We start from the raw sequence: 17777 nt of genomic DNA, 5'->3' as shown, positions 1-17777 counted from the left end.
TTTTAACGGGAAAGGCCGAAAAATTCAGATGACGCCAGAGAAAAACCACCACGGCTTCGACTCTCGAAGCACGCGGCGTGAACTTTCCTCACGACCGTGACCCCGAAACACGCGGTGCGAAAACTCTACGCACCGTAGCCCCGAACACGCAGCGTGAACGCTCGACCCGACCGAGTTCCCGCAGCACGCGGCGCGAACGGCCCGCACAACCACGGCCCCCTGAAGCAGGCGGCCACGGCCCCCCGAGGCGCGCGGCGCGAACGTCGTCGCCTCACCCCGGGGACGGCAAATCAAACCCATCCAAATATGCGACAAAATGGCATGCATGAAGATTCTGATCATTGGCGGAACCCGGTTCGTCGGCCGTCACATCACCGAGGCCGCGCTCACGGCCGGGCACGAGGTTTCCCTGATACACCGCGGGAAGACGGGTCCGGACCTGTTCCCCGAGGCCGAGCACCTGCTGGCCGACCGCGACGCGGACCTGTCGGTCCTGCGTGACCGGCGGTGGGACGTGACGATCGACGTCAGCGCCTACCTGCCGTCACAGGTCACCCATCTCGCCGGCGCGCTCTCCACCGGCCAGTACGTCTTCGTCTCCACCGCCTCGGTGTACGCCCCGGAGACGCCGAACTTCACCGAGGACGCGCCGCTGGTCGAGTTCGACGGACCGGTCACGGAAGAGGTGAACGGCAAGACCTACGGCCCGCTGAAGGTGCTGTGCGAGCGGGCGGCGACCGACGCGTTCGGGCCTGAGACGCTGATCGTACGGCCCACGTATGTGATCGGCCCGTACGACTACACCGGCCGCTTCACCTACTGGGTGAACCGGATCGCGCGCGGCGGCGAGGTTCTCGCGCCCGGCAACCCCGACGACCCCATCCAGGTGATCGACGGACGTGACATGGCCTCCTGGATCATCGCCATGATCGAGAAGACGGGCTCGGGCACCTTCCACGCGGTCAGCCCCGCCCCGCCGTTCTCCTTCGGCGACATGCTGGAGGCGATCGTGGCCGAGGTCGCGCCTCCCGGGACCACCCTGACCTGGGTCGGGCAGGACTTCCTGACGGCCGAGGGCGAAGACAGCCGGTCACTGCCGCTCTGGCCGATGGGTGAGGACGGAATCTCGATCAACACCGCGAACCCGGCCGCCGCCTACGCCGCGGGGCTCAGCCCGCGCCCCCTCGGCCAGTCGGTGCGCGAGATCCGCGACGCGGAGGCCTCCTTCTCGACGAGCACCACGATCACCCCCGACCGGGAGGCCGACATCCTGTCCCGCTGGCGAGCCCGGTCGTAGGTTCTGCCCCGTACGGCACAGGCCGGGTGACGGACCCATACGGCACAGGCCGGGTGACGGAGCCGTCCCGTGGGGCACGGAACCGGGTGACGGAGCCGGCAGATCTCGACCGAGGCCGAGGCCGTGTCGATCGACGGCTTCTTCTTCTCCCCGCCGGCAGCGGGATGACCACACATCCCCTGCCGGTGGCGGGACGGGTCAGATTCCCATTCGCGATGGCCTGAGCGGGTTGTGTCCGACCTCCAGCAGTGCCCGCCGCCGATCGTCGTCATCCTCGGCGTCGAAGGAAGTGTCGGTCAGCGCGTCCTCGACGCGGTCGATGGCCCGCTGCATCGTCTCGATGTCGTCCTGGGTGAGGTCGATCTTGCGTTTGCCGAGAACCCGCAGCACCTGACGCCCGAGTTCTGGCATCTGCGACTCGGGATCCCCCGGGAAAACCTCCCCGGAGCCGGACGCCAGCAGAAAGGCCCGTAGTTCATCCGACGTCATGTTCACGATCTCGTGGAATTCCTGCCACACCAGATCGAAGATCAGATCCGAATTCTCGGCCACCGTTCTCTCCTCTCCACCTCAGGTCTCTCCTCTCCACGTCAGGCCGGAACGGCCGTCTCACCGGATGCGGACCGATGATCGATCTCGCCTTCGGCCGCCCCGACGAGACCGACGCAGGCGGCCATACCCCCGCCCTCGCCGCCCTAACAAACACCATGGTCAAACCGGCGAATGGTACGGCCAGGCGTCTCCCGGCCGCCCTCACCGTCCGCGCCGGAAGCATCCGGTTCCTGGCATTTGTTCGCCGAGGACGGAACCGAACTCCCGAGTGAGTGAGCCACTCACTCACTCACTCGGGTAGGGTAAAGAATGTGATTTCGACCTCCCAGCGCGCCGCTCCACTCCCACCGGACGAACGGCGGGCCGCACTCATCGCGTCCACCCTGTCACTGGTGCTCGCCCACGGCCCCGACGTGAGCACCCGGCAGATCGCGCAGGCCGCCGGTGTGGCGGAGGGGACGATCTTCCGGGTCTTCGCCACCAAGGAAGAGCTCGTGGACGCGGCCGTGGCCAGCGCCTTCGACCTCTCCCCGCTGCTGCGAGACCTGGCAGCCGTCGACCGTACGGCTCCCCTGCGGGTCAGGCTCGTCGCGGCGGTCGAGATCCTGCGAGAGCACACGACGCGCATCTTCCGGCTGGTGGACGCGCTGGGACCGCCCTGGCTCGCGGAGGCCCGTCGCAACCCCCGGGCCCGCACCGATCAGGGCAACGTCATCCGGCAGGCGCTCGCCGACCTGATCGAGCCCGGCCCCGACCGGCTGCGATGCGAGCCACTGGAGGCCGCGCGCCGCCTGCAACTGATGACCACCGCGGGCAGCCATCCCCGGCTCGTCGAGGGCAACCCGCTGTCGTCTCCGGAGATCGTCTCCATGTTGCTGGACGGAATCCGCCTGCGCCCCGGACACGATCCAAGCCCCGAACACGGTCCGAATCCCGAACCCGATCCGAACCCCGAACCCGACCTTTCCCCCGAACCCACGGAATCCACCTGCGCCCCCAACACGGCCCTCCCTCCGAGCCCCCCGAACCCTCCGAACACGACCTCGCCTTAGAGCACGACATTCCCCCTGAACACGACGCGCTCCGCGCGGACGCCTCAGACGCGCCCCGCCCGGACGCCTCAAGTGGAGAGCCCCCATGCTGAGTCGGTTGCTACGCACCTACCTCAAGCCCTACTCATCAACATTGATCATCGTGGTGGTGCTGCAGCTGGTCGGCACCATGGCCTCGCTGTACCTGCCCAGCCTGAACGCCGACATCATCGACCAGGGTGTCGCCGTCGGCGACACCGGCTACATCCTGACCACCGGCGGCTGGATGCTGGCCGTGTCCCTCGTACAGATCGCCTGCTCGATCGCGGCGGTCTACTACGGCGCCCGCGCGGCGATGGGATTCGGACGCGACGTCCGCTCGGCCGTCTTCCACCAGGTGGGCGGGTTCTCCGCCCGTGAGGTCTCCCAGTTCGGGGCACCCTCGTTGATCACCCGCAGCATCAACGACGTGCAGCAGGTCCAGATCCTCGTGGTGATGACCTGCACGATGCTGGTCGCCGCGCCGATCATGTGCGTCGGCGGAATCATCATGGCGTTGCGGCAGGACATCGGCCTGTCATGGCTCATGCTCGTCTGCGTCCCCGCGCTGCTGGTGTCGATCGGCCTGATCATCTCCCGCATGGTTCCCCAGTTCCGCGCGCTGCAGACCCGCATCGACACGGTCAACCAGGTGATGCGTGAGCAGCTCTCCGGTATCCGCGTCGTCCGCGCCTTCGTCCGCGAGCGTGAGGAGACCCAGCGGTTCGCCGTGGCGAACACCGCGCTGACCGACACCTCGCTGCGTGTCGGACGACTGACCGCGCTCATCTTCCCCATCGTGATGCTGATCCTCAACGCCTCCAGCGTCGCCGTGCTCTGGTTCGGCTCCAGCCGGGTGGACAGCGGTGAGATGCAGATCGGCGCCCTCACCGCGTTCCTCATGTATCTGATGCAGATCCTCACCTCGGTGATGATGGCCACCTTCATCTCGATCATGATTCCGCGCGCCGCGGTCTGCGCCGAGCGCATCATCGAGGTGCTGGACACCGAGTCGTCGGTGGTCCCGCCCAAGAACCCCGTACGGCAGGTGCACACTCGCGGCGAGCTGGAAATGCGCGACGTCGAGTTCCGCTACCCGGGTGCGGCGGCGCCGGTGCTGTCCGGCATCTCCTTCCGCACCACGGCGGGACAGACCACCGCCATCATCGGCAGCACCGGTTCGGGCAAGACGACGCTGGTCTCCCTGATCCCCCGGCTGTTCGACGCCACCGCCGGCACGGTGTCGGTCGACGGTGTCGACGTCCGCGAGCTCGATCCCCAGATGCTCTGGACGCGCATCGGCCTGGTGCCGCAGAAGCCGTACCTGTTCAGCGGAACCGTCGCGAGCAACCTGCGGTACGGCAACCCGGACGCCACCGACGAGGAGCTGTGGGAGGCGCTGGAGGTCGCCCAGGCCCGCGACTTCGTCGAGGCGATGCCCGAAGCCCTTGAGGCGCCCATCACCCAGGGCGGCACAAACGTGTCCGGCGGACAGCGGCAGCGGCTCTCCATCGCCCGGGCGCTGGTCAGCAAGCCCGAGATCTACCTGTTCGACGACTCCTTCTCCGCCCTCGACCTGTCCACCGACGCCCGGCTACGCGCCGCCCTGCGTCCGCACACCGCCCAGGCCGCCGTCATCATCGTCGGCCAGCGGATCTCCACCATCGCCGACGCCGACCAGATCATCGTCCTCGACGACGGCGTGATCGTCGGCAAGGGAACCCACGACGAGCTGCTGGATTCCTGCCCGACCTACATCGAGATCGTCGAGTCCCAACTAGCCGTGGAGAGCGCAGCATGAGCACCCCCATGACATCCGCGCGGCCCCGACCGCCCGCGGGAGGCGGAGGCTTCGGACGGGGACCGTTCGCGGGCGGCGGGATGCCCGCGGAGAAGTCGATGAACTTCGGGCCGTCCGCCCGGCGGCTGATGCGGCGGCTGGCCCCCGAACGCCCGAAGATCCTGGCCGTGATCAGCCTGGCTGTGATCAGCGTGGTGTTCTCCGTCATCGGACCGAAGATCCTCGGTCGCGCGACAGACCTGATCTTCACCGGCGTGATCAGCAAGCAGCTGCCCCTCGGAACGACCAAGGAGCAGGCGGTCCAGGCCGCCCAGGCGTCGGGCAACGACAACTTCGCCGGCCTGCTCTCGGGGATGGACGTCGTGCCCGGTCACGGGATCGACTTCGGCGCTCTGGGCACCGTCCTGATGTGGGTCCTGGTGCTCTACGTCGCGGCGTCGGTCTTCGCCTGGATGCAGGGTTACCTGTTCAACGGCGTGGTGCAGCGCACCGTGTTCCGGCTCCGGTCGGACGTCGAGGACAAGATCAACCGGCTCCCCCTGCGGTTCTTCGACGGCCAGCCCCGCGGTGAGCTGCTCAGCCGGGTCACCAACGACATCGACAACGTGTCCCAGACCCTGCAGCAGACGATGAGCCAGCTGCTGACCTCGCTGCTGACCCTGATCGGCGTGCTGGCGATGATGTTCGTGATCTCGCCGCTGCTCGCGCTGATCGCCCTGGTGACCATCCCACTGTCGGTGTTCGCCACCGGGCAGATCGCAAAACGCTCGCAGAAGCTGTTCGTCGCGCAGTGGTCCCACACCGGCGCCCTGAACGCCCACATCGAGGAGGCGTTCACCGGCCACGAGCTGGTGAAGGTGTTCGGACGCCTGCCGGAGGTCGAGGAGGTGTTCCGCGAGAGGAACGAGAAGCTCTTCACGTCCAGCTTCGGCGCCCAGTTCATCTCCGGGCTCATCATGCCGATGATGATGTTCATCGGAAACCTCAACTACGTCGCCATCGCCGTCGTCGGAGGCCTGCGGGTCGCCACCGGATCGCTGAGCCTGGGCGACGTCCAGGCGTTCATCCAGTACTCACGGCAGTTCACCCAGCCCCTGACCCAGGTGGCCTCGATGGCCAACCTCCTGCAGTCGGGCGTGGCGTCGGCCGAGCGGGTCTTCGAGCTGCTGGACGCCGAGGAGCAGGAGCCCGATCCCGCCACCCCGGTGCTGCCCACCGTCCGGCAGGGCCGCGTCGAGTTCGAGCACGTGTCCTTCCGCTACAACGAGGAGCAGCCCCTCATCGAGGATCTGTCCCTGGTGGCCGAACCCGGGCACACGGTCGCGATCGTCGGCCCGACGGGAGCGGGCAAGACCACCCTCGTCAACCTGGTCATGCGCTTCTACGAGCTGGACGCCGGCCGGATCACCCTCGACGGCGTCGACATCACCGCGATGAGCCGCGACGACCTGCGCTCGCACATCGGCATGGTGCTGCAGGACACCTGGCTGTTCGGCGGCACCATCCGCGACAACCTCGCCTACGGCAACCCCCAGGCCACCGAGGAGCAGATCCAGGCCGCCGCGCGGGCCACGTTCGTCGACCGGTTCGTGCAGACCCTGCCCGACGGCTACGACACCGTGATCGACGACGAGGGGAACAACGTCAGCGCCGGAGAGAAGCAGCTGCTGACCATCGCCCGCGCCTTCCTCGCCGACCCGTCCCTGCTCATCCTCGACGAGGCCACCAGCTCGGTCGACACCCGGACCGAGGTCCTGGTGCAGCACGCGATGGCCGCGCTGCGCTCGGACCGCACCAGCTTCGTCATCGCCCACCGGCTGTCCACCATCCGCGACGCGGACCTCATCCTGGTGATGGAGTCCGGGCGCATCGTCGAACAGGGCACCCACGAGGAGCTCCTCGCCACTCGGGGCGCCTACCACCGGCTGTACGCCGCGCAGTTCAGCGGCGCCGCGGATCCGCTCGACGAGGAGCTCGTCGAGAGCTGATCGCCGCGTCATGTAGCCCCGTACGGCGCCGCGCCACCTGGCCAGGTGGCGCGGCGCCGTATTTATCCGAGTTTCCCTGAGGCATCCCATTCACCCGGTCCGGCCATTGACCGGCCCCTCACAAAAGGCGACCCGGATCGCCGCCGTACGCGGATGATCCGCCATGAAAGGCGACCCGGATCGCCGCCGTACACGAATGATCCGCGACGCCTGGCGGTGGGACAGCCCCTCCGCAGGCTGCTTTCACCGCCGCGCAGTACATTGGAGTGGCGATCAGCAGACCGCCTGGAGCTGGGCCGATTCGGGGGCTCACCATGTCTGAGCTGCGTTCACGTGCCTTGCGTTCCCTCCGGCGCGCCACCCAGAACAACGATCAAGCCGCACCGGGACCCCAGGAGGCTCCCGAGCGGTCGATGGACCCGCGGGCGACAACCGTCGACGTCCCCGTGGAGAACAGCATCATCGACTGCGCCGTCTACGTCGGCGGCCATCGCAGTCAATCTCCCACCACGCTGGCCGACACCTACCGGTGCCTGCGCGACAGGTCCGGCAGCATCGCCTGGATCGGCCTGTACCGGCCGGCGGAGGCGCAACTGCTGTCGCTGGGCGGCGAGTTCGGGCTGCACGAGCTGGCCGTCGAGGACGCCATCGTCGCCCATCAGCGGCCCAAGCTGGAGCGCTACGGCGACACGCTGTTCGTCGTGCTGCGCGCGGCCCGCTACCTGGACGAGGCCGAGGAGGTCGACTTCGGCGAGCTGCACGTGTTCGTCGGCCCGGACTTCGTGCTCACCGTCCGCCACGGCGAGGCCCCGAACCTGTCGGCGGTCCGCCGCCGGATGGAGGCGGACCCGCAGCTGCTGGCCCGAGGGCCCGAGGCCATCCTGTACGCCATCGTGGACGCGGTCGTGGACGGGTACGCGCCGGTGATCGCGGGTCTGCAGAACGACATCGACGAGATCGAGACCGAGGTGTTCCGCGGCGATCCCAGCGCCTCCCGCCGGATCTACGAGCTGTCACGCGAGGTGATCGAGTTTCAGCGGGCCACGCGTCCCCTGATGGGCATGCTGGAATCGCTGTCCGCGGGGTTCGACAAGTATGGCGTCGAGGATGAGATGCGCCGCTACCTGCGTGACGTGGTGGACCACCTGACCACGGTGGTGGAGCGGGTGGACGGGTTCCGGCAGATGCTGCAGGACATCCTGAGCGTGAACGCCACGCTGGTGAACCAGGCCCAGAACGAGGAGATGCGCAACCTCACCCGGGCCAGCTACACCCAGAACGAGGAGATCAAGAGGATCTCCTCGTGGGCGGCCATCCTGTTCGCGCCCACCCTGATCGGCACCGTCTACGGGATGAACTTCGCCTTCATGCCGGAGCTGCACTGGATCTTCGGCTACCCCCTGGCCGTGACACTGATGGCCCTGACCTGCGCGAGCCTGTACGTGATCTTCAAGCGTCGCAACTGGCTCTGACGAGAAGTCCGCGGCGCTTCCTCGGCGTCGGCATCGGTCGAGGTCGCGCCCTGACCTGTGGGTATCGCCTCACCTCGGTGAGCCAGGAGCTTCTACCGGCACACCCCACATCAAGCAGTCGCAACAACCTCTTGCCACTTGTTATCCATATGAGTAATGTTTACACACATGGATAATAACGTGATTTCGACGCTCACCCAGATCAAGCGGATCTTCATCGGCATGCTCGGTGTGTCGGTGCTGGCCCTTCTCGTCGCCGCCGTCCTGCGCGACAACGCCGACCTGGTCAACTGGGTCGTGTAGCTGCGCGGCGGTGCCGTGGCACTCGCCTCGCTCTGGCTGATCTCCCTGGCCGGTCAGGCCCTGCGGGGAAAGCGACCGGCGTTCGTACGGATCCGGTTCATCTCGATACTCGCCCCGCTCGGGATCGCGGCGATCCTGCTCGCACCCGACAGCGGCTACCCGCTGTGGATGAAGGCCGAGCAGGGTCTGGTCGGCCTGCTGCTCGTGGGGGTCGCGATCCTGGTCAACCGGCCCGCCGTCAGGGCGGCGTTCCCCAAGGCTGGCAAGATGGGTTGATCAGTCGCAGCCACGGAGAGGCCCCCGCATGCCCACGCCCGCACCTCGCCAGCCGGGTGACCGCGCGCAGGCCACCCAGGCCCGGCGCGAGCAGATCGCACAGGCCACGATCGAGGTGCTGGCCGAGCGCGGCTACGCCGCCACCACCTTCGAGGCGATCTGCGAGCATGCGGGACTGAGCAGCAAGCGATTGATCTCCTACCACTTCGCCACCAAGGAAGACCTGCTCGCCGCCGTACTGGGCAAAGTGATCGCCGACTCCGCGGCCTACATGCGCCCCAGGATCCACGCCACGAACAATCCCGGCGACCAACTGGCCGCCTACATCCGCGCCAATGTGGAGTTCATCGCCGCACATCCCGCGCACGTGCGAGCGGTCCAACAGATCGTCTCCAACGCCAAGGCAGTGCCGGGCGAGCACCAGAACACCGCCTTGGCCCTACTGGCCGCCCTGTTCGCCAACGGCCAGCACACCGGCGTCTTCCGGCCCTTCCACCCGGAGCTGATGGCCTCGACCGTGCGCGCGGCCATAGACGCGGTCGCCGACCGGCTGCTCGCCGGACTCGACCCCGTGCTGTGCGCCGACGAACTCGTGACCACCTTCACCCACGCCACCCGGAGCTGACCCTCGTACGGCTTCGGCCCACGATCAAGACACATCTGGTGATCGAGTATCCGGATGGCGTGGAGCGGCTGACCGGCTCCACCAGAGTGGTGGCGGCGTGCGAGTCAGCGAACGCCGCGGAAGAACTCGCGGACATCGCCGACAAGGAGATCCGGTTCCCGCAACGCGGCGAAGTGGCCGCCGCGGTCGAACTCCGACCAGTGCGTGATGGTGTGCTCGCGTGCGGCGAAGGAGCGGATGGTGGAGTCCCCGGCGAAGACCGCCATTCCGGTCGGCACCGGAGACAGCTCGACCTGCCGCCCCCACGAGGCGGCGCCCTCCTTGTAGAGGCGGGCCGAGGACCCGGCGGTCCCGGTCAGCCAGTACAGCGCCACATTGGTGAGGATGGCGTCCCGGCCGATCGTGCCGACGTCCTGCCCGTAGCCGTCGAACCATTCGAGGTTCCAGGCGAGCTGGCCGACCGGTGAGTCGGCGAGGGCGTAGGCCAGCGTCTGCGGCCTGGTCGACTGGATCTGCGCGTAGCCCGACCGCTCGCCGGCCCAGCCGCTGATGTTCGCCAGACGCGCCCGCTCGGCCTCGGTCAGTGCCTCGACCTCTGCCGGGTCTCCGGACGGGAAGGCCAGGAACCCGTTGAGGTGCAGACCGGCGAGGTGAACGGGGTCGACCCTCGCGAGTTCGGGCGAGATCCGCGCGCCCCAGTCACCGCCCTGGGCGCCGTACCGCTCGTAGCCGAGGCGGCGCATCAGCTCCGCCCAGGCCCGGGCGATGCGCGACACGCCCCACCCGGTCGCGGCCGTCGGCCCGGAGAACCCGTAGCCCGGGATCGACGGGACGACCACGTGAAACGCGTCCGCCGGATCGCCGCCGTACGCGCGGGGGTCGGTCAGGGGCCCGATTAACTCCAGGAACTCGACGACCGAGCCCGGCCAGCCATGGGTGAGGATCAGCGGCAGTGCGTCCGGCTCGGGCGAGCGGACATGCAGGAAGTGCACGTTCTGCCCGTCAATGGTGGTGGTGAACTGCGGAAACTCGTTCAGCCTCGCCTCGTGCCGACGCCAGTCGTAGGCCGTCCGCCAGTATTCGGCCATCTCCTTCAACCGGTCGAGCGGCACGCCGTACGACCAGCCGACGCCGGTCAGCTCGTCGGGCCAGCGGGTGCGGGCCAGGCGGTCGCGCAGGTCGTCCAGGTCGGCTTGGGGGATGTCGACGCGGAACGGGCGGATCTCCTCGCCCAGGCCGGCCGGGGGGACGTCCAGGCTCGGCGGCCGGACCTCGCTGTCCAGCGCGGTCCGGGGAATGTCGCCGGCCAGGTCGGCACCCATCGGTTCGGGCACGCCGTCCAACTCGGTCCGGGAAATATCGCCGGCCAGGTCGGCACCTCTCGGTTCGGGCGCGCTGTCCAGCTCGGTCCGGGAAATGTCAGTGTGAAATGCGGGGGTCTCGGTGTCCATGGCGCCACAGTAGGAACGATTGCGGCCAGGTTCGGGCCGCAATCGCTGGCAGACTACGGGCATGCTGGACACCTCGGCCCGTCTGCTCCGCCTGCTGTCGCTGCTCCAGGCACGCCGCGACTGGTCCGGCCCCGCTCTGGCCGAACGGCTGGGCGTCGGGGCGCGCACCGTCCGGCGTGACGTGGAACGGCTGCGCAGCCTCGGCTATCCCGTGCACGCGACCCCGGGCGTCTCGGGCGGCTACCGGCTGGGAGTCGGCGCTGCGCTGCCCCCGCTGCTGCTCGACGACGACGAGGCGGTGGCGGTCGCGGTGGGGCTCCGTTCGGCCGCCGCCGGCGGTGGCGTCGCGGGGATCGAGGAGACCTCGGTGCGCGCCCTCACGAAGCTGGAACAGGTGCTGCCGTCCCGGCTGCGGCGCCGCGTCAACGCGGTCCACGACTACACCGTCACGATGCCCGGCACCGGCCCGACCGTCGACGTCGGCGTGCTGACCACCGTCACGGCCGCCTGCCGCGACCATGAGCGCCTGCGCTTCGACTACACCGTCCACGACGGATCCGGCAGCGTCCGCACCGTCGAACCGCACCGCCTGGTGAGCTGGGGCCGTCGCTGGTATCTGGTGGCGTGGGACCTCGACCGGCAGGACTGGCGCATCTTCCGCGCCGACCGGATCAGTCCCCGCACCCCGGCCGGCCCGCGGTTCGCCCCCCGCGACCCGCCCGAAGGCGACGTCGTCGCCTATGTCTCGCACCGCATGGGCACCGCGATGTGGCCGTACCAGGCACGGGTGCGGGTGCACGCGCCGGCCGAGAGCATCGCCGACCGGATAACCGGGCTGCTGGAGGCGATCGACGAGCACAGCTGCATGCTGACCGTGGCCGGCGACAGCCTCGGCGTCATCACCGTCTTCCTAAGCATGATTGACGCCGATTTCGACGTCATCGAACCACCCGAGCTCGTCGAGCACGTCGCCAGGCTGGCCGACCGCTACCACCGCGCGGCGCACCCGCCCACCCCCGGCGCCTGAGGGTCTCCTCGGCGCCTGTCTCCGCGAATCCCGCGCGATTCACCATCGCCCCATAGCCTGTTTCGTGTGTACGAAATATCAAGTTCGTGTCGACTAAGGCGCTCTAGCATCGTTGTGGAGAGTTGGACGACACCCCCAGGGAGATCGATATGATCGCGTTCATCGGCAGCATGATCACGTTCGTCCTCAGCGCCATTCTCGTCGGGGCCGTGACCGGCTTCCTCGGCCGGCTCCTGATACCCGGCCGCCAGGACATCGGGTGGAGGGCCACGATCCTCGCGGGCATCGCGGCCGCCCTTGCCGGTACGGTTGTCGCCCACCTTCTGAGCTTCGCGGACGACGCCTGGATCGTCCTCCTGGTGCAGTTCGGCCTGGCCATCGTCTGCGTGGGTGTCGTATCGAGATACCAGAACGGCAACCAGAGCCAGACTGAATTCAACGATGGACAGACCGATGTCCTGCCCCTTCCGGGCACGGACCCGCGTAAGAGGTAGCGGAAAGTACAGAGGGCAGGGCCTTGGCGCGTCACCCGGCCGACGCAACTCATTCCAACTCGGGTAGACCAGAAGGCCAGAGCCTTGGCGCGTCACCCGGCCGACGCAACTCATTCCGGCTCGGGTAGAGTTGCCGACTCCAGTAGTGAACGGATCGAGGAGGTGGGACCCATTACCGCTGTATCAGGTCGGGTGCTCCCATCTCACGGCCGCGCGGTCCATCCGACATAGGTGACCGAGGGAGCGCCCACAGGCATCCCGAAAGGTTTCCCATGTCGGCTTCGCCGTCACCGCTCTCCCGTTCCATCGCTTCCCCCGCGCCCCTCTCTCGATCCGTCGTCGTCACCAGGCTCCGGGCCGCCGGCTGTGTCTTCGCCGAGGACGAGGCGGAGCTGCTCATCTCCACGGCGCCGACCCCGGCCGACCTCGCCACCATGGTGGAACGGCGCGTCACAGGTCTGCCCCTTGAACACGTCCTTGGCTGGGCGGAGTTCTGCGGTCTGCGGATAGCCGTGACCCCCGGGGTCTTCGTGCCTCGCCGCCGCACCGAGTTTCTCGCTCGTCAGGCCACCGCCCTCGCCCGTCAGACCGCCGGCCTCACCGACGAGGTCGTCACCCCCGTACAACACCGGCTCGTGAGCCCCGTCGATCAGGCCACCGCCTCCGCACACCCGACCGCCGACCCCACCGACTCCACCGACTCCACCGACTCCACCGACCAGGCTCCCTCCCGGCCACGCACCGTCGTCGTCGACCTGTGCTGCGGCTCGGGCGCGGTGGGCGCCGCGCTGGTCGCGGCCCTGGGCCGGGTCGAGTTGCACGCCGTCGACATCGACCCCGCCGAGGTACGGTGCGCCCGCCGCAACGTCGCCGCCGGCGGTCAGGTGTACGAAGGCGACCTCTACGAGCCGCTCCCCGCCCGGCTGCGGGGCCGCGTCGACATCCTGGTCGCCAGTGCGCCCTACGTACCCACCGAGGCGATCGGGCTGCTGCCCCCGGAGGCCCGCATATACGAGCCGTGGGTGGCGCTCGACGGTGGCGCGGACGGGCTCGACATCGTGCGGCGGGTGATCGCCGAGGCGTCACAATGGCTGGCGCCGGATGGCTACCTGCTGGTCGAGACGAGTGAGCGCCAGGCGCCGCAGACCGTCGAAACCTTCACCCGTAACGGGCTGATCCCACGGGTGGCCGGTTCCGACGATCTGGACGCCACCGTTGTCATCGGAACGCTGAACTCCACCGTTGTCATCGGTACCAGGCCCGCCCTCCCGGAGGGCTCGGGCGGCTGACCCCGTCCTTCGGACCTGGTGGTCACCGGGATCGACATCGAGGAGGCCCGGCGGCCGCATGCGCGGGCCGGAAGGCGAGGTGGATCCGCGGCGAGGTGAGAGCCTCGGCGCGGATCAATCCGCTGGCAGGTTCCGCACGACCGCCGAGGTAGAGACCGTCGAGTCCGACGGCGGGAACGATCTTGTTCCCGGGGCCGCCAGGGGGAGGCGGAGCACAAACCGAGCTCCCGTGTGGGACCCCTCTTCCACCATGAGCGTTCCGTCGTGGACGACCGCGATATTACGGGCGAGAGGCAGCCCGAGTCCGGTGCCGCCACGGTCGCGATCCCGGGCGGTGTCCAGCCTGGTGAAGGCGTCGAAGACGCTCTCCCGATCCGGGGCGGCGATCCCCGGTCCATCGTCGGTGATCACCAGTTCGGCGCTGCCGTCGTCGCGGCGCATCTGAACCTCGACCGCCTGCGCCGCGTGCCGCTGCGCGTTGTCGAGCAGATTCGTCACCGCTCGGGCGATCAGAGAGGGGACGGCGTTTATCATGGTCGCCCCCGGGTCCAGCCGCACGTTCACCGTGATCTCATCGTCTCGCCTGCCAACCTGCGTCCGGATGAGCTCGGCCAGGTCCAGCGGCTCCTCCGCGGTGATCATGCCGGTTTCCAGCCGGACCAGCAGAAGGAGATCGGTGATGATCCGCTGCAGGCGGTCGACGTCTTTGAGCGCATAATCCAACAGCTCGGGCAGGGGGGTCTCGCCCGGGTTCAGCCGGGCTTCCTCCAGTTGGGCGCGGAGCCCGGCGACAGGAGTTCGCAGCTCGTGTGCCGCATCGGCGGCGAACCGCCGTTGCTGATCGCTTGTCTGTTTCAGATGGCTGCGAACGCAGTCCAGGATGTCGTTCACCCTGTTCAGCTCATACTGGCAGTCATGCAGGTTGGTCGGGTTTTTCATGTCCGGGCCCCCTCGGTCCCCTGACAACGTGGAAATCCCCAGTAGCCGCGGACGGCTTGCGGACCACTGAGTCCAGCCTAGGGCCCTGGCCTCCGAAGACGTCATCTGACCTGGGGACGAGCGATGGTCTCAGAGGATCGCCCGCGGCTGCCGGCCCCGGTCCCCGGCGTCCTCGCCGTCATTTCAGGGGCCCGATTTCTTGACCTCAACTTTACTTGAGGTTAAAGACTGGGCGCAGTGTCCCCGCTGCCGAAAGAGAAGTCCTCATGATCCTTGTTACCGGAGCCACCGGCAATGTCGGCCGCCAGGCCGTGTTCCAGCTTCTGGCCGCAGGCGCCGACGTGCGCGCCCTGACCCGCAGTCCCGTTTCCGCGTCCCTGCCGGAAGGCGTCGAGGTCGTAAGCGGCGACCTGGCCGACCCCGCCTCCCTGGACGCCGCCCTGGACGGGATCGAGTCGGTGTTTCTGGTCTGGCCCACCCTCTCGGCCGATCACGCGGCGCCCGCGACCATCGAGGCGATCGCCAAGCACGCCCGCCGCACCGTCTACGTCTCCGCGCGCGGCGTGTCCGATGACCTGGAGCAGCGGCCGGGCTCGATCCTCGGCTCCCATGCCCACGTCGAACGCCTGATCAGGAAGTCCGGGCTGGAGTGGACATTCCTGCGCCCCGGCGGATTCGCGGCCAACACCCTGATGTGGGCGGCGCAGATCCGGGACTCGGGTGCCGTCCGCTGGGTCCACGGGGCGGCGGCCAGGGCGCTGATCCACGAACGCGACATCGCCGCGGTGGGAGTGCGCGCGCTGACCGGCTCCGGCCATGGCGGTGCGACGTACGAGCTGACCGGGCCCGAGACGTTGACCCAGATCGAGCAGGTGACCGCCATCGGCGAGGCGATCGGACGGCCGGTGCGCTGGGACGAGCTCCCCTCGGAGGTCGCGCTGCGGGAGCTCGTCGCCCAGGGCATGCCCGCGGCCATGGCGGAGGGAATCCTTCACGCGCACGCCCAGATGGTGACGTTGCCGGAGTCGGTCACCTCCACGGTGGAGGAGCTCACCGGGGCCCCGGCCACCTCGTTCCGCCGATGGGCGGCCGACCACGCGGACGCCTTCCGCCCGGCGGCGTGAGCGGGAGCGATCCTCGCCTTCCGCCCGGCGACGTCGGTGGGGGCGATCCTCACGGGTCCGGGCGGGCGCTCCGCCACCTCGCCGGAATCCTTTGCACGTAAGCGATAGGTTGCTATCGTTTTTGTCAGATCGGTCAGGATGGCGAGTCATCCAGGAGGTTGCATGAGCGAGTCTTCGACGCTACCGCTGCACATGCGGCGAGTGGAGTTCGGTCCCGATCCGGAGCTGGGGGCGCTGCGCGACGGGGAGGGGATCAGGCGCGTCAGCACACCTCTGGGCATCGACGCCTGGCTGGTGACCCGCTACGAGGACGTGCGCACGGTGATGGGCGACGCCGAGCGGTTCAGCACCGCCTGGAGGGGCGGCATCCGGCTGCCCGGCGTCATGGAGCTGAGCGAGGAGGAGCGCGCCGAACTGCGTGCGGGCAACCTGCTCGCCTTCGACCCTCCCGAGCACACCCGTCTGCGCCGGATGCTGACGCCGGAGTTCACGATCCGCCGGATGCGCCGGCTGGAACCGCGGGTCACCCGCATCGTCGAGGAGCACCTGGACGCGATGGAACGCGCCGGGTCTCCGGCCGACCTCGTGTCCTCGTTCGCGCTGCCGGTCCCGTCGCTGGTGATCTGCGAGCTGCTGGGCGTGCCGTACGCCGACCGGGAGGACTTCCAGCGCACGACCAGCCGGCTGCTCGACGTCTCGGCTCCCCCCGCGGAGCGCATGGCGATGCAGAGGGAGTCGCGCGCCTACATGGCCGAGCTGGTCGCCCGCGCCCAGGCCGACCCGGGCGAGGAGCTGCTCGGCATGCTGGTGCGCGAGCACGGCGACGACCTGACCGCGAGCGAGCTCGTCGGCATCGGCAGCCTGCTGCTGCTCGCCGGCCACGAGACCACCGCCAACATGCTCGGGCTGGGCACGCTGGCCCTGCTGCGCCATCCCGAGCAGCTGGAGCTGCTCAGGAAGGAGCCCGAGCGCATCGACGCCGCGGTGGAGGAGCTGCTGCGCTGGCTCAGCATCGTCCACTCCGGCACCTCCAAGGTGACCACCACGGAGGTCGAGCTCTCCGGACACACCATCGGGCCCGGCGAGATGGTGATGTGCGCCCTGCCCACCGCCAACCGCGATCCCGCTCTCCTGTCCGACCCGGAGGCACTGGACATCACCCGGAGCGCGCCCCACGTGGCCTTCGGTCACGGCGTGCACCACTGCCTCGGCGCGCCGCTGGCGCGGATGGAGATGCGCATCGCCTTCCCGGCGTTGCTCCAGCGTTTCCCCGAGCTCCGCGTGACCGGGCCCGAGGCGGACTTCCGTTCCTTCCAAGCCATCTACGGCCTGGCATCCCTGCAGGTCGCGTGGTGACCCTCCCCGGATGACCGCATGCGAACCGCTAGCGTTCGATACGTGCCGGAGCACCGACCCCGAGCCGATGCCCTGCGCAACTCCGACAGGATCGTCCGGGCGGCGATCGCGGCTCTGCGGGAGTCCGGTGTGGCCGTCCCCCTGGAGGAGATCGCTCGTCGGGCCGGCGTCGGGATCGCCACCGTCTACCGGCGGTTCGGTGACCGCGACGGTGTGATCCGGGCCTGCTTCGAGACGTACTTCGCCGAAGAGGTGGAGCCCCTCGCCCTGGCCGCCCGCGAGGCCGCCGACCCCCTCCGGGGGCTGGCCGAGGCGCTGGGCTCCATCATCGACACGCTGGCAGCCCACCGGTCCCTCCTCACCGCCGCGCGGGAGGTCGGCGCGTTCACGGTCACCATCGCCGAACGGTTCGCGGAGCCGCTCGGCGAGGTGCTGGCCGACGCCCAGCGGCGCGGGCTGGTCCGTGCCGATCTGCTGGTCCGCGACCTGGCGGCGATCGTGGTGATGGTGCTGGCGACCGACTACCGGGCGGACCATGACGACGCCGACCAGCGGCGCTACCTGGCGCTCCTCCTGAACGGCATCCGCCCGTCGGCCGATCCGCTCCCCCGCCCCTCGACGACGGTCCGTGGCAGCGGTCAACTAAATCTTCACTGATCGTCCAGTGAGGCCAGCTAGTTTCGCCGAGATAACGCTGTCAAGGAGGAAGCATC

The 17777-nt window shown here is 68.8% G+C and carries 17 protein-coding genes; 14 read left to right on the top strand and 3 right to left on the bottom strand.

Annotated elements, in window-relative coordinates; translation table 11 throughout:
• The first annotated feature begins 325 nt into the window (after window positions 1-325).
• On the top strand, window positions 326-1297 hold the full coding sequence (locus CHC08_RS13075; RefSeq protein ID WP_089207614.1) for an NAD-dependent epimerase/dehydratase family protein: 972 nt from the start codon (window positions 326-328) through the stop codon (window positions 1295-1297).
• A 198-nt stretch (window positions 1298-1495) separates the two neighbouring features.
• Here CHC08_RS13075 and CHC08_RS13070 read toward each other — a convergent pair whose 3' ends face one another.
• On the bottom strand, window positions 1496-1849 hold the full coding sequence (locus tag CHC08_RS13070; protein WP_218825294.1) for a DUF3140 domain-containing protein: 354 nt from the start codon (window positions 1847-1849) through the stop codon (window positions 1496-1498).
• A 311-nt stretch (window positions 1850-2160) separates the two neighbouring features.
• Here CHC08_RS13070 and CHC08_RS13065 point away from each other — a divergent pair, with 311 nt between their 5' ends.
• From CHC08_RS13065 to CHC08_RS13040, 7 genes are all read left to right on the top strand, one after another.
• Entirely contained in the window at window positions 2161-2901 is a 741-nt protein-coding gene (locus tag CHC08_RS13065) for a TetR/AcrR family transcriptional regulator (RefSeq protein ID WP_179282020.1), read from the top strand.
• Between the two features lie 85 nt (window positions 2902-2986).
• Window positions 2987-4720: an ABC transporter ATP-binding protein gene (locus CHC08_RS13060; RefSeq protein WP_089207515.1), complete on the top strand. Its 1734-nt coding sequence runs from the start codon at window positions 2987-2989 to the stop codon at window positions 4718-4720.
• A complete protein-coding gene (locus tag CHC08_RS13055; RefSeq protein ID WP_089207514.1) occupies window positions 4717-6708 on the top strand; it encodes an ABC transporter ATP-binding protein in 1992 nt (663 codons plus the stop codon). Before CHC08_RS13060 ends, CHC08_RS13055 begins: the two co-directional genes overlap by 4 nt.
• A gap of 314 nt (window positions 6709-7022) precedes the next feature.
• Entirely contained in the window at window positions 7023-8180 is a 1158-nt protein-coding gene (corA, locus tag CHC08_RS13050) for a magnesium/cobalt transporter CorA (RefSeq protein WP_089207513.1), read from the top strand.
• Window positions 8181-8348: 168 nt separating this feature from the next.
• On the top strand, window positions 8349-8483 hold the full coding sequence (locus tag CHC08_RS52380) for a hypothetical protein (RefSeq protein ID WP_275937168.1): 135 nt from the start codon (window positions 8349-8351) through the stop codon (window positions 8481-8483).
• A 15-nt stretch (window positions 8484-8498) separates the two neighbouring features.
• Window positions 8499-8759 carry a hypothetical protein gene (locus CHC08_RS13045; RefSeq protein ID WP_089207512.1) on the top strand — a complete coding sequence of 87 codons (261 nt, stop codon included), beginning with the start codon at window positions 8499-8501 and terminating at the stop codon, window positions 8757-8759.
• 28 nt (window positions 8760-8787) lie between these two features.
• A complete protein-coding gene (locus CHC08_RS13040) occupies window positions 8788-9384 on the top strand; it encodes a TetR/AcrR family transcriptional regulator (RefSeq protein ID WP_089207511.1) in 597 nt (198 codons plus the stop codon).
• A 104-nt stretch (window positions 9385-9488) separates the two neighbouring features.
• Here CHC08_RS13040 and CHC08_RS13035 read toward each other — a convergent pair whose 3' ends face one another.
• Window positions 9489-10835, bottom strand: coding sequence for an epoxide hydrolase family protein (locus CHC08_RS13035; RefSeq protein ID WP_245878289.1), 1347 nt, complete (start codon window positions 10833-10835; stop codon window positions 9489-9491).
• A 61-nt stretch (window positions 10836-10896) separates the two neighbouring features.
• Here CHC08_RS13035 and CHC08_RS13030 point away from each other — a divergent pair, with 61 nt between their 5' ends.
• The 3 genes from CHC08_RS13030 (at window position 10897) to CHC08_RS51465 (ending at window position 13645) form a co-directional block, all read left to right on the top strand.
• Window positions 10897-11862, top strand: a complete 966-nt coding sequence (locus CHC08_RS13030) for a helix-turn-helix transcriptional regulator (protein WP_089207510.1) — start codon at window positions 10897-10899, stop codon at window positions 11860-11862.
• A 149-nt stretch (window positions 11863-12011) separates the two neighbouring features.
• Window positions 12012-12356, top strand: a complete 345-nt coding sequence (locus CHC08_RS49515) for a GlsB/YeaQ/YmgE family stress response membrane protein (RefSeq protein WP_179282019.1) — start codon at window positions 12012-12014, stop codon at window positions 12354-12356.
• 272 nt (window positions 12357-12628) lie between these two features.
• Entirely contained in the window at window positions 12629-13645 is a 1017-nt protein-coding gene (locus CHC08_RS51465; RefSeq protein ID WP_245878288.1) for a putative protein N(5)-glutamine methyltransferase, read from the top strand.
• A gap of 114 nt (window positions 13646-13759) precedes the next feature.
• On the opposite strand, the gene CHC08_RS13010 is transcribed toward CHC08_RS51465, so the two are convergent.
• Window positions 13760-14584 (bottom strand): sensor histidine kinase, encoded by an 825-nt coding sequence (locus CHC08_RS13010; protein ID WP_179282018.1) that lies wholly within the window; start codon window positions 14582-14584, stop codon window positions 13760-13762.
• A 266-nt stretch (window positions 14585-14850) separates the two neighbouring features.
• On the opposite strand from CHC08_RS13010, the gene CHC08_RS13005 reads away from it, so the two are divergent.
• The 3 genes from CHC08_RS13005 (at window position 14851) to CHC08_RS12995 (ending at window position 17721) form a co-directional block, all read left to right on the top strand.
• Window positions 14851-15708, top strand: a complete 858-nt coding sequence (locus tag CHC08_RS13005; RefSeq protein ID WP_089207508.1) for an NAD(P)H-binding protein — start codon at window positions 14851-14853, stop codon at window positions 15706-15708.
• A 162-nt stretch (window positions 15709-15870) separates the two neighbouring features.
• A complete protein-coding gene (locus CHC08_RS13000; RefSeq protein ID WP_089207507.1) occupies window positions 15871-17064 on the top strand; it encodes a cytochrome P450 in 1194 nt (397 codons plus the stop codon).
• A gap of 42 nt (window positions 17065-17106) precedes the next feature.
• On the top strand, window positions 17107-17721 hold the full coding sequence (locus CHC08_RS12995) for a TetR/AcrR family transcriptional regulator (protein WP_245878287.1): 615 nt from the start codon (window positions 17107-17109) through the stop codon (window positions 17719-17721).
• Window positions 17722-17777 lie beyond the last annotated feature (56 nt).

Source organism: Streptosporangium subroseum (assembly GCF_900188345.1).
GTDB classification, from domain to species: domain Bacteria; phylum Actinomycetota; class Actinomycetes; order Streptosporangiales; family Streptosporangiaceae; genus Streptosporangium; species Streptosporangium subroseum.
This window is presented reverse-complemented; position numbering and strand designations above follow the sequence as displayed.

Excerpts from the sequence above, each read along its gene's own strand:
- CHC08_RS13055 (WP_089207514.1), top strand. The coding sequence starts at position 4,717 with ATGAGCACCCCCATGACATCCGCGCGGCCCCGACCGCCCGCGGGAGGC.
- CHC08_RS13060 (WP_089207515.1), top strand. The coding sequence starts at position 2,987 with ATGCTGAGTCGGTTGCTACGCACCTACCTCAAGCCCTACTCATCAACA.
- CHC08_RS13035 (WP_245878289.1), bottom strand. The coding sequence starts at position 10,835 with ATGGACACCGAGACCCCCGCATTTCACACTGACATTTCCCGGACCGAG.
- CHC08_RS13000 (WP_089207507.1), top strand. The coding sequence starts at position 15,871 with ATGAGCGAGTCTTCGACGCTACCGCTGCACATGCGGCGAGTGGAGTTC.
- CHC08_RS13040 (WP_089207511.1), top strand. The coding sequence starts at position 8,788 with ATGCCCACGCCCGCACCTCGCCAGCCGGGTGACCGCGCGCAGGCCACC.
- CHC08_RS49515 (WP_179282019.1), top strand. The coding sequence starts at position 12,012 with ATGATCGCGTTCATCGGCAGCATGATCACGTTCGTCCTCAGCGCCATT.
- CHC08_RS13075 (WP_089207614.1), top strand. The coding sequence starts at position 326 with ATGAAGATTCTGATCATTGGCGGAACCCGGTTCGTCGGCCGTCACATC.
- CHC08_RS52380 (WP_275937168.1), top strand. The coding sequence starts at position 8,349 with ATGGATAATAACGTGATTTCGACGCTCACCCAGATCAAGCGGATCTTC.
- CHC08_RS13030 (WP_089207510.1), top strand. The coding sequence starts at position 10,897 with ATGCTGGACACCTCGGCCCGTCTGCTCCGCCTGCTGTCGCTGCTCCAG.
- corA (WP_089207513.1), top strand. The coding sequence starts at position 7,023 with ATGTCTGAGCTGCGTTCACGTGCCTTGCGTTCCCTCCGGCGCGCCACC.
- CHC08_RS51465 (WP_245878288.1), top strand. The coding sequence starts at position 12,629 with ATGTCGGCTTCGCCGTCACCGCTCTCCCGTTCCATCGCTTCCCCCGCG.
- CHC08_RS13010 (WP_179282018.1), bottom strand. The coding sequence starts at position 14,584 with ATGAAAAACCCGACCAACCTGCATGACTGCCAGTATGAGCTGAACAGG.
- CHC08_RS13005 (WP_089207508.1), top strand. The coding sequence starts at position 14,851 with ATGATCCTTGTTACCGGAGCCACCGGCAATGTCGGCCGCCAGGCCGTG.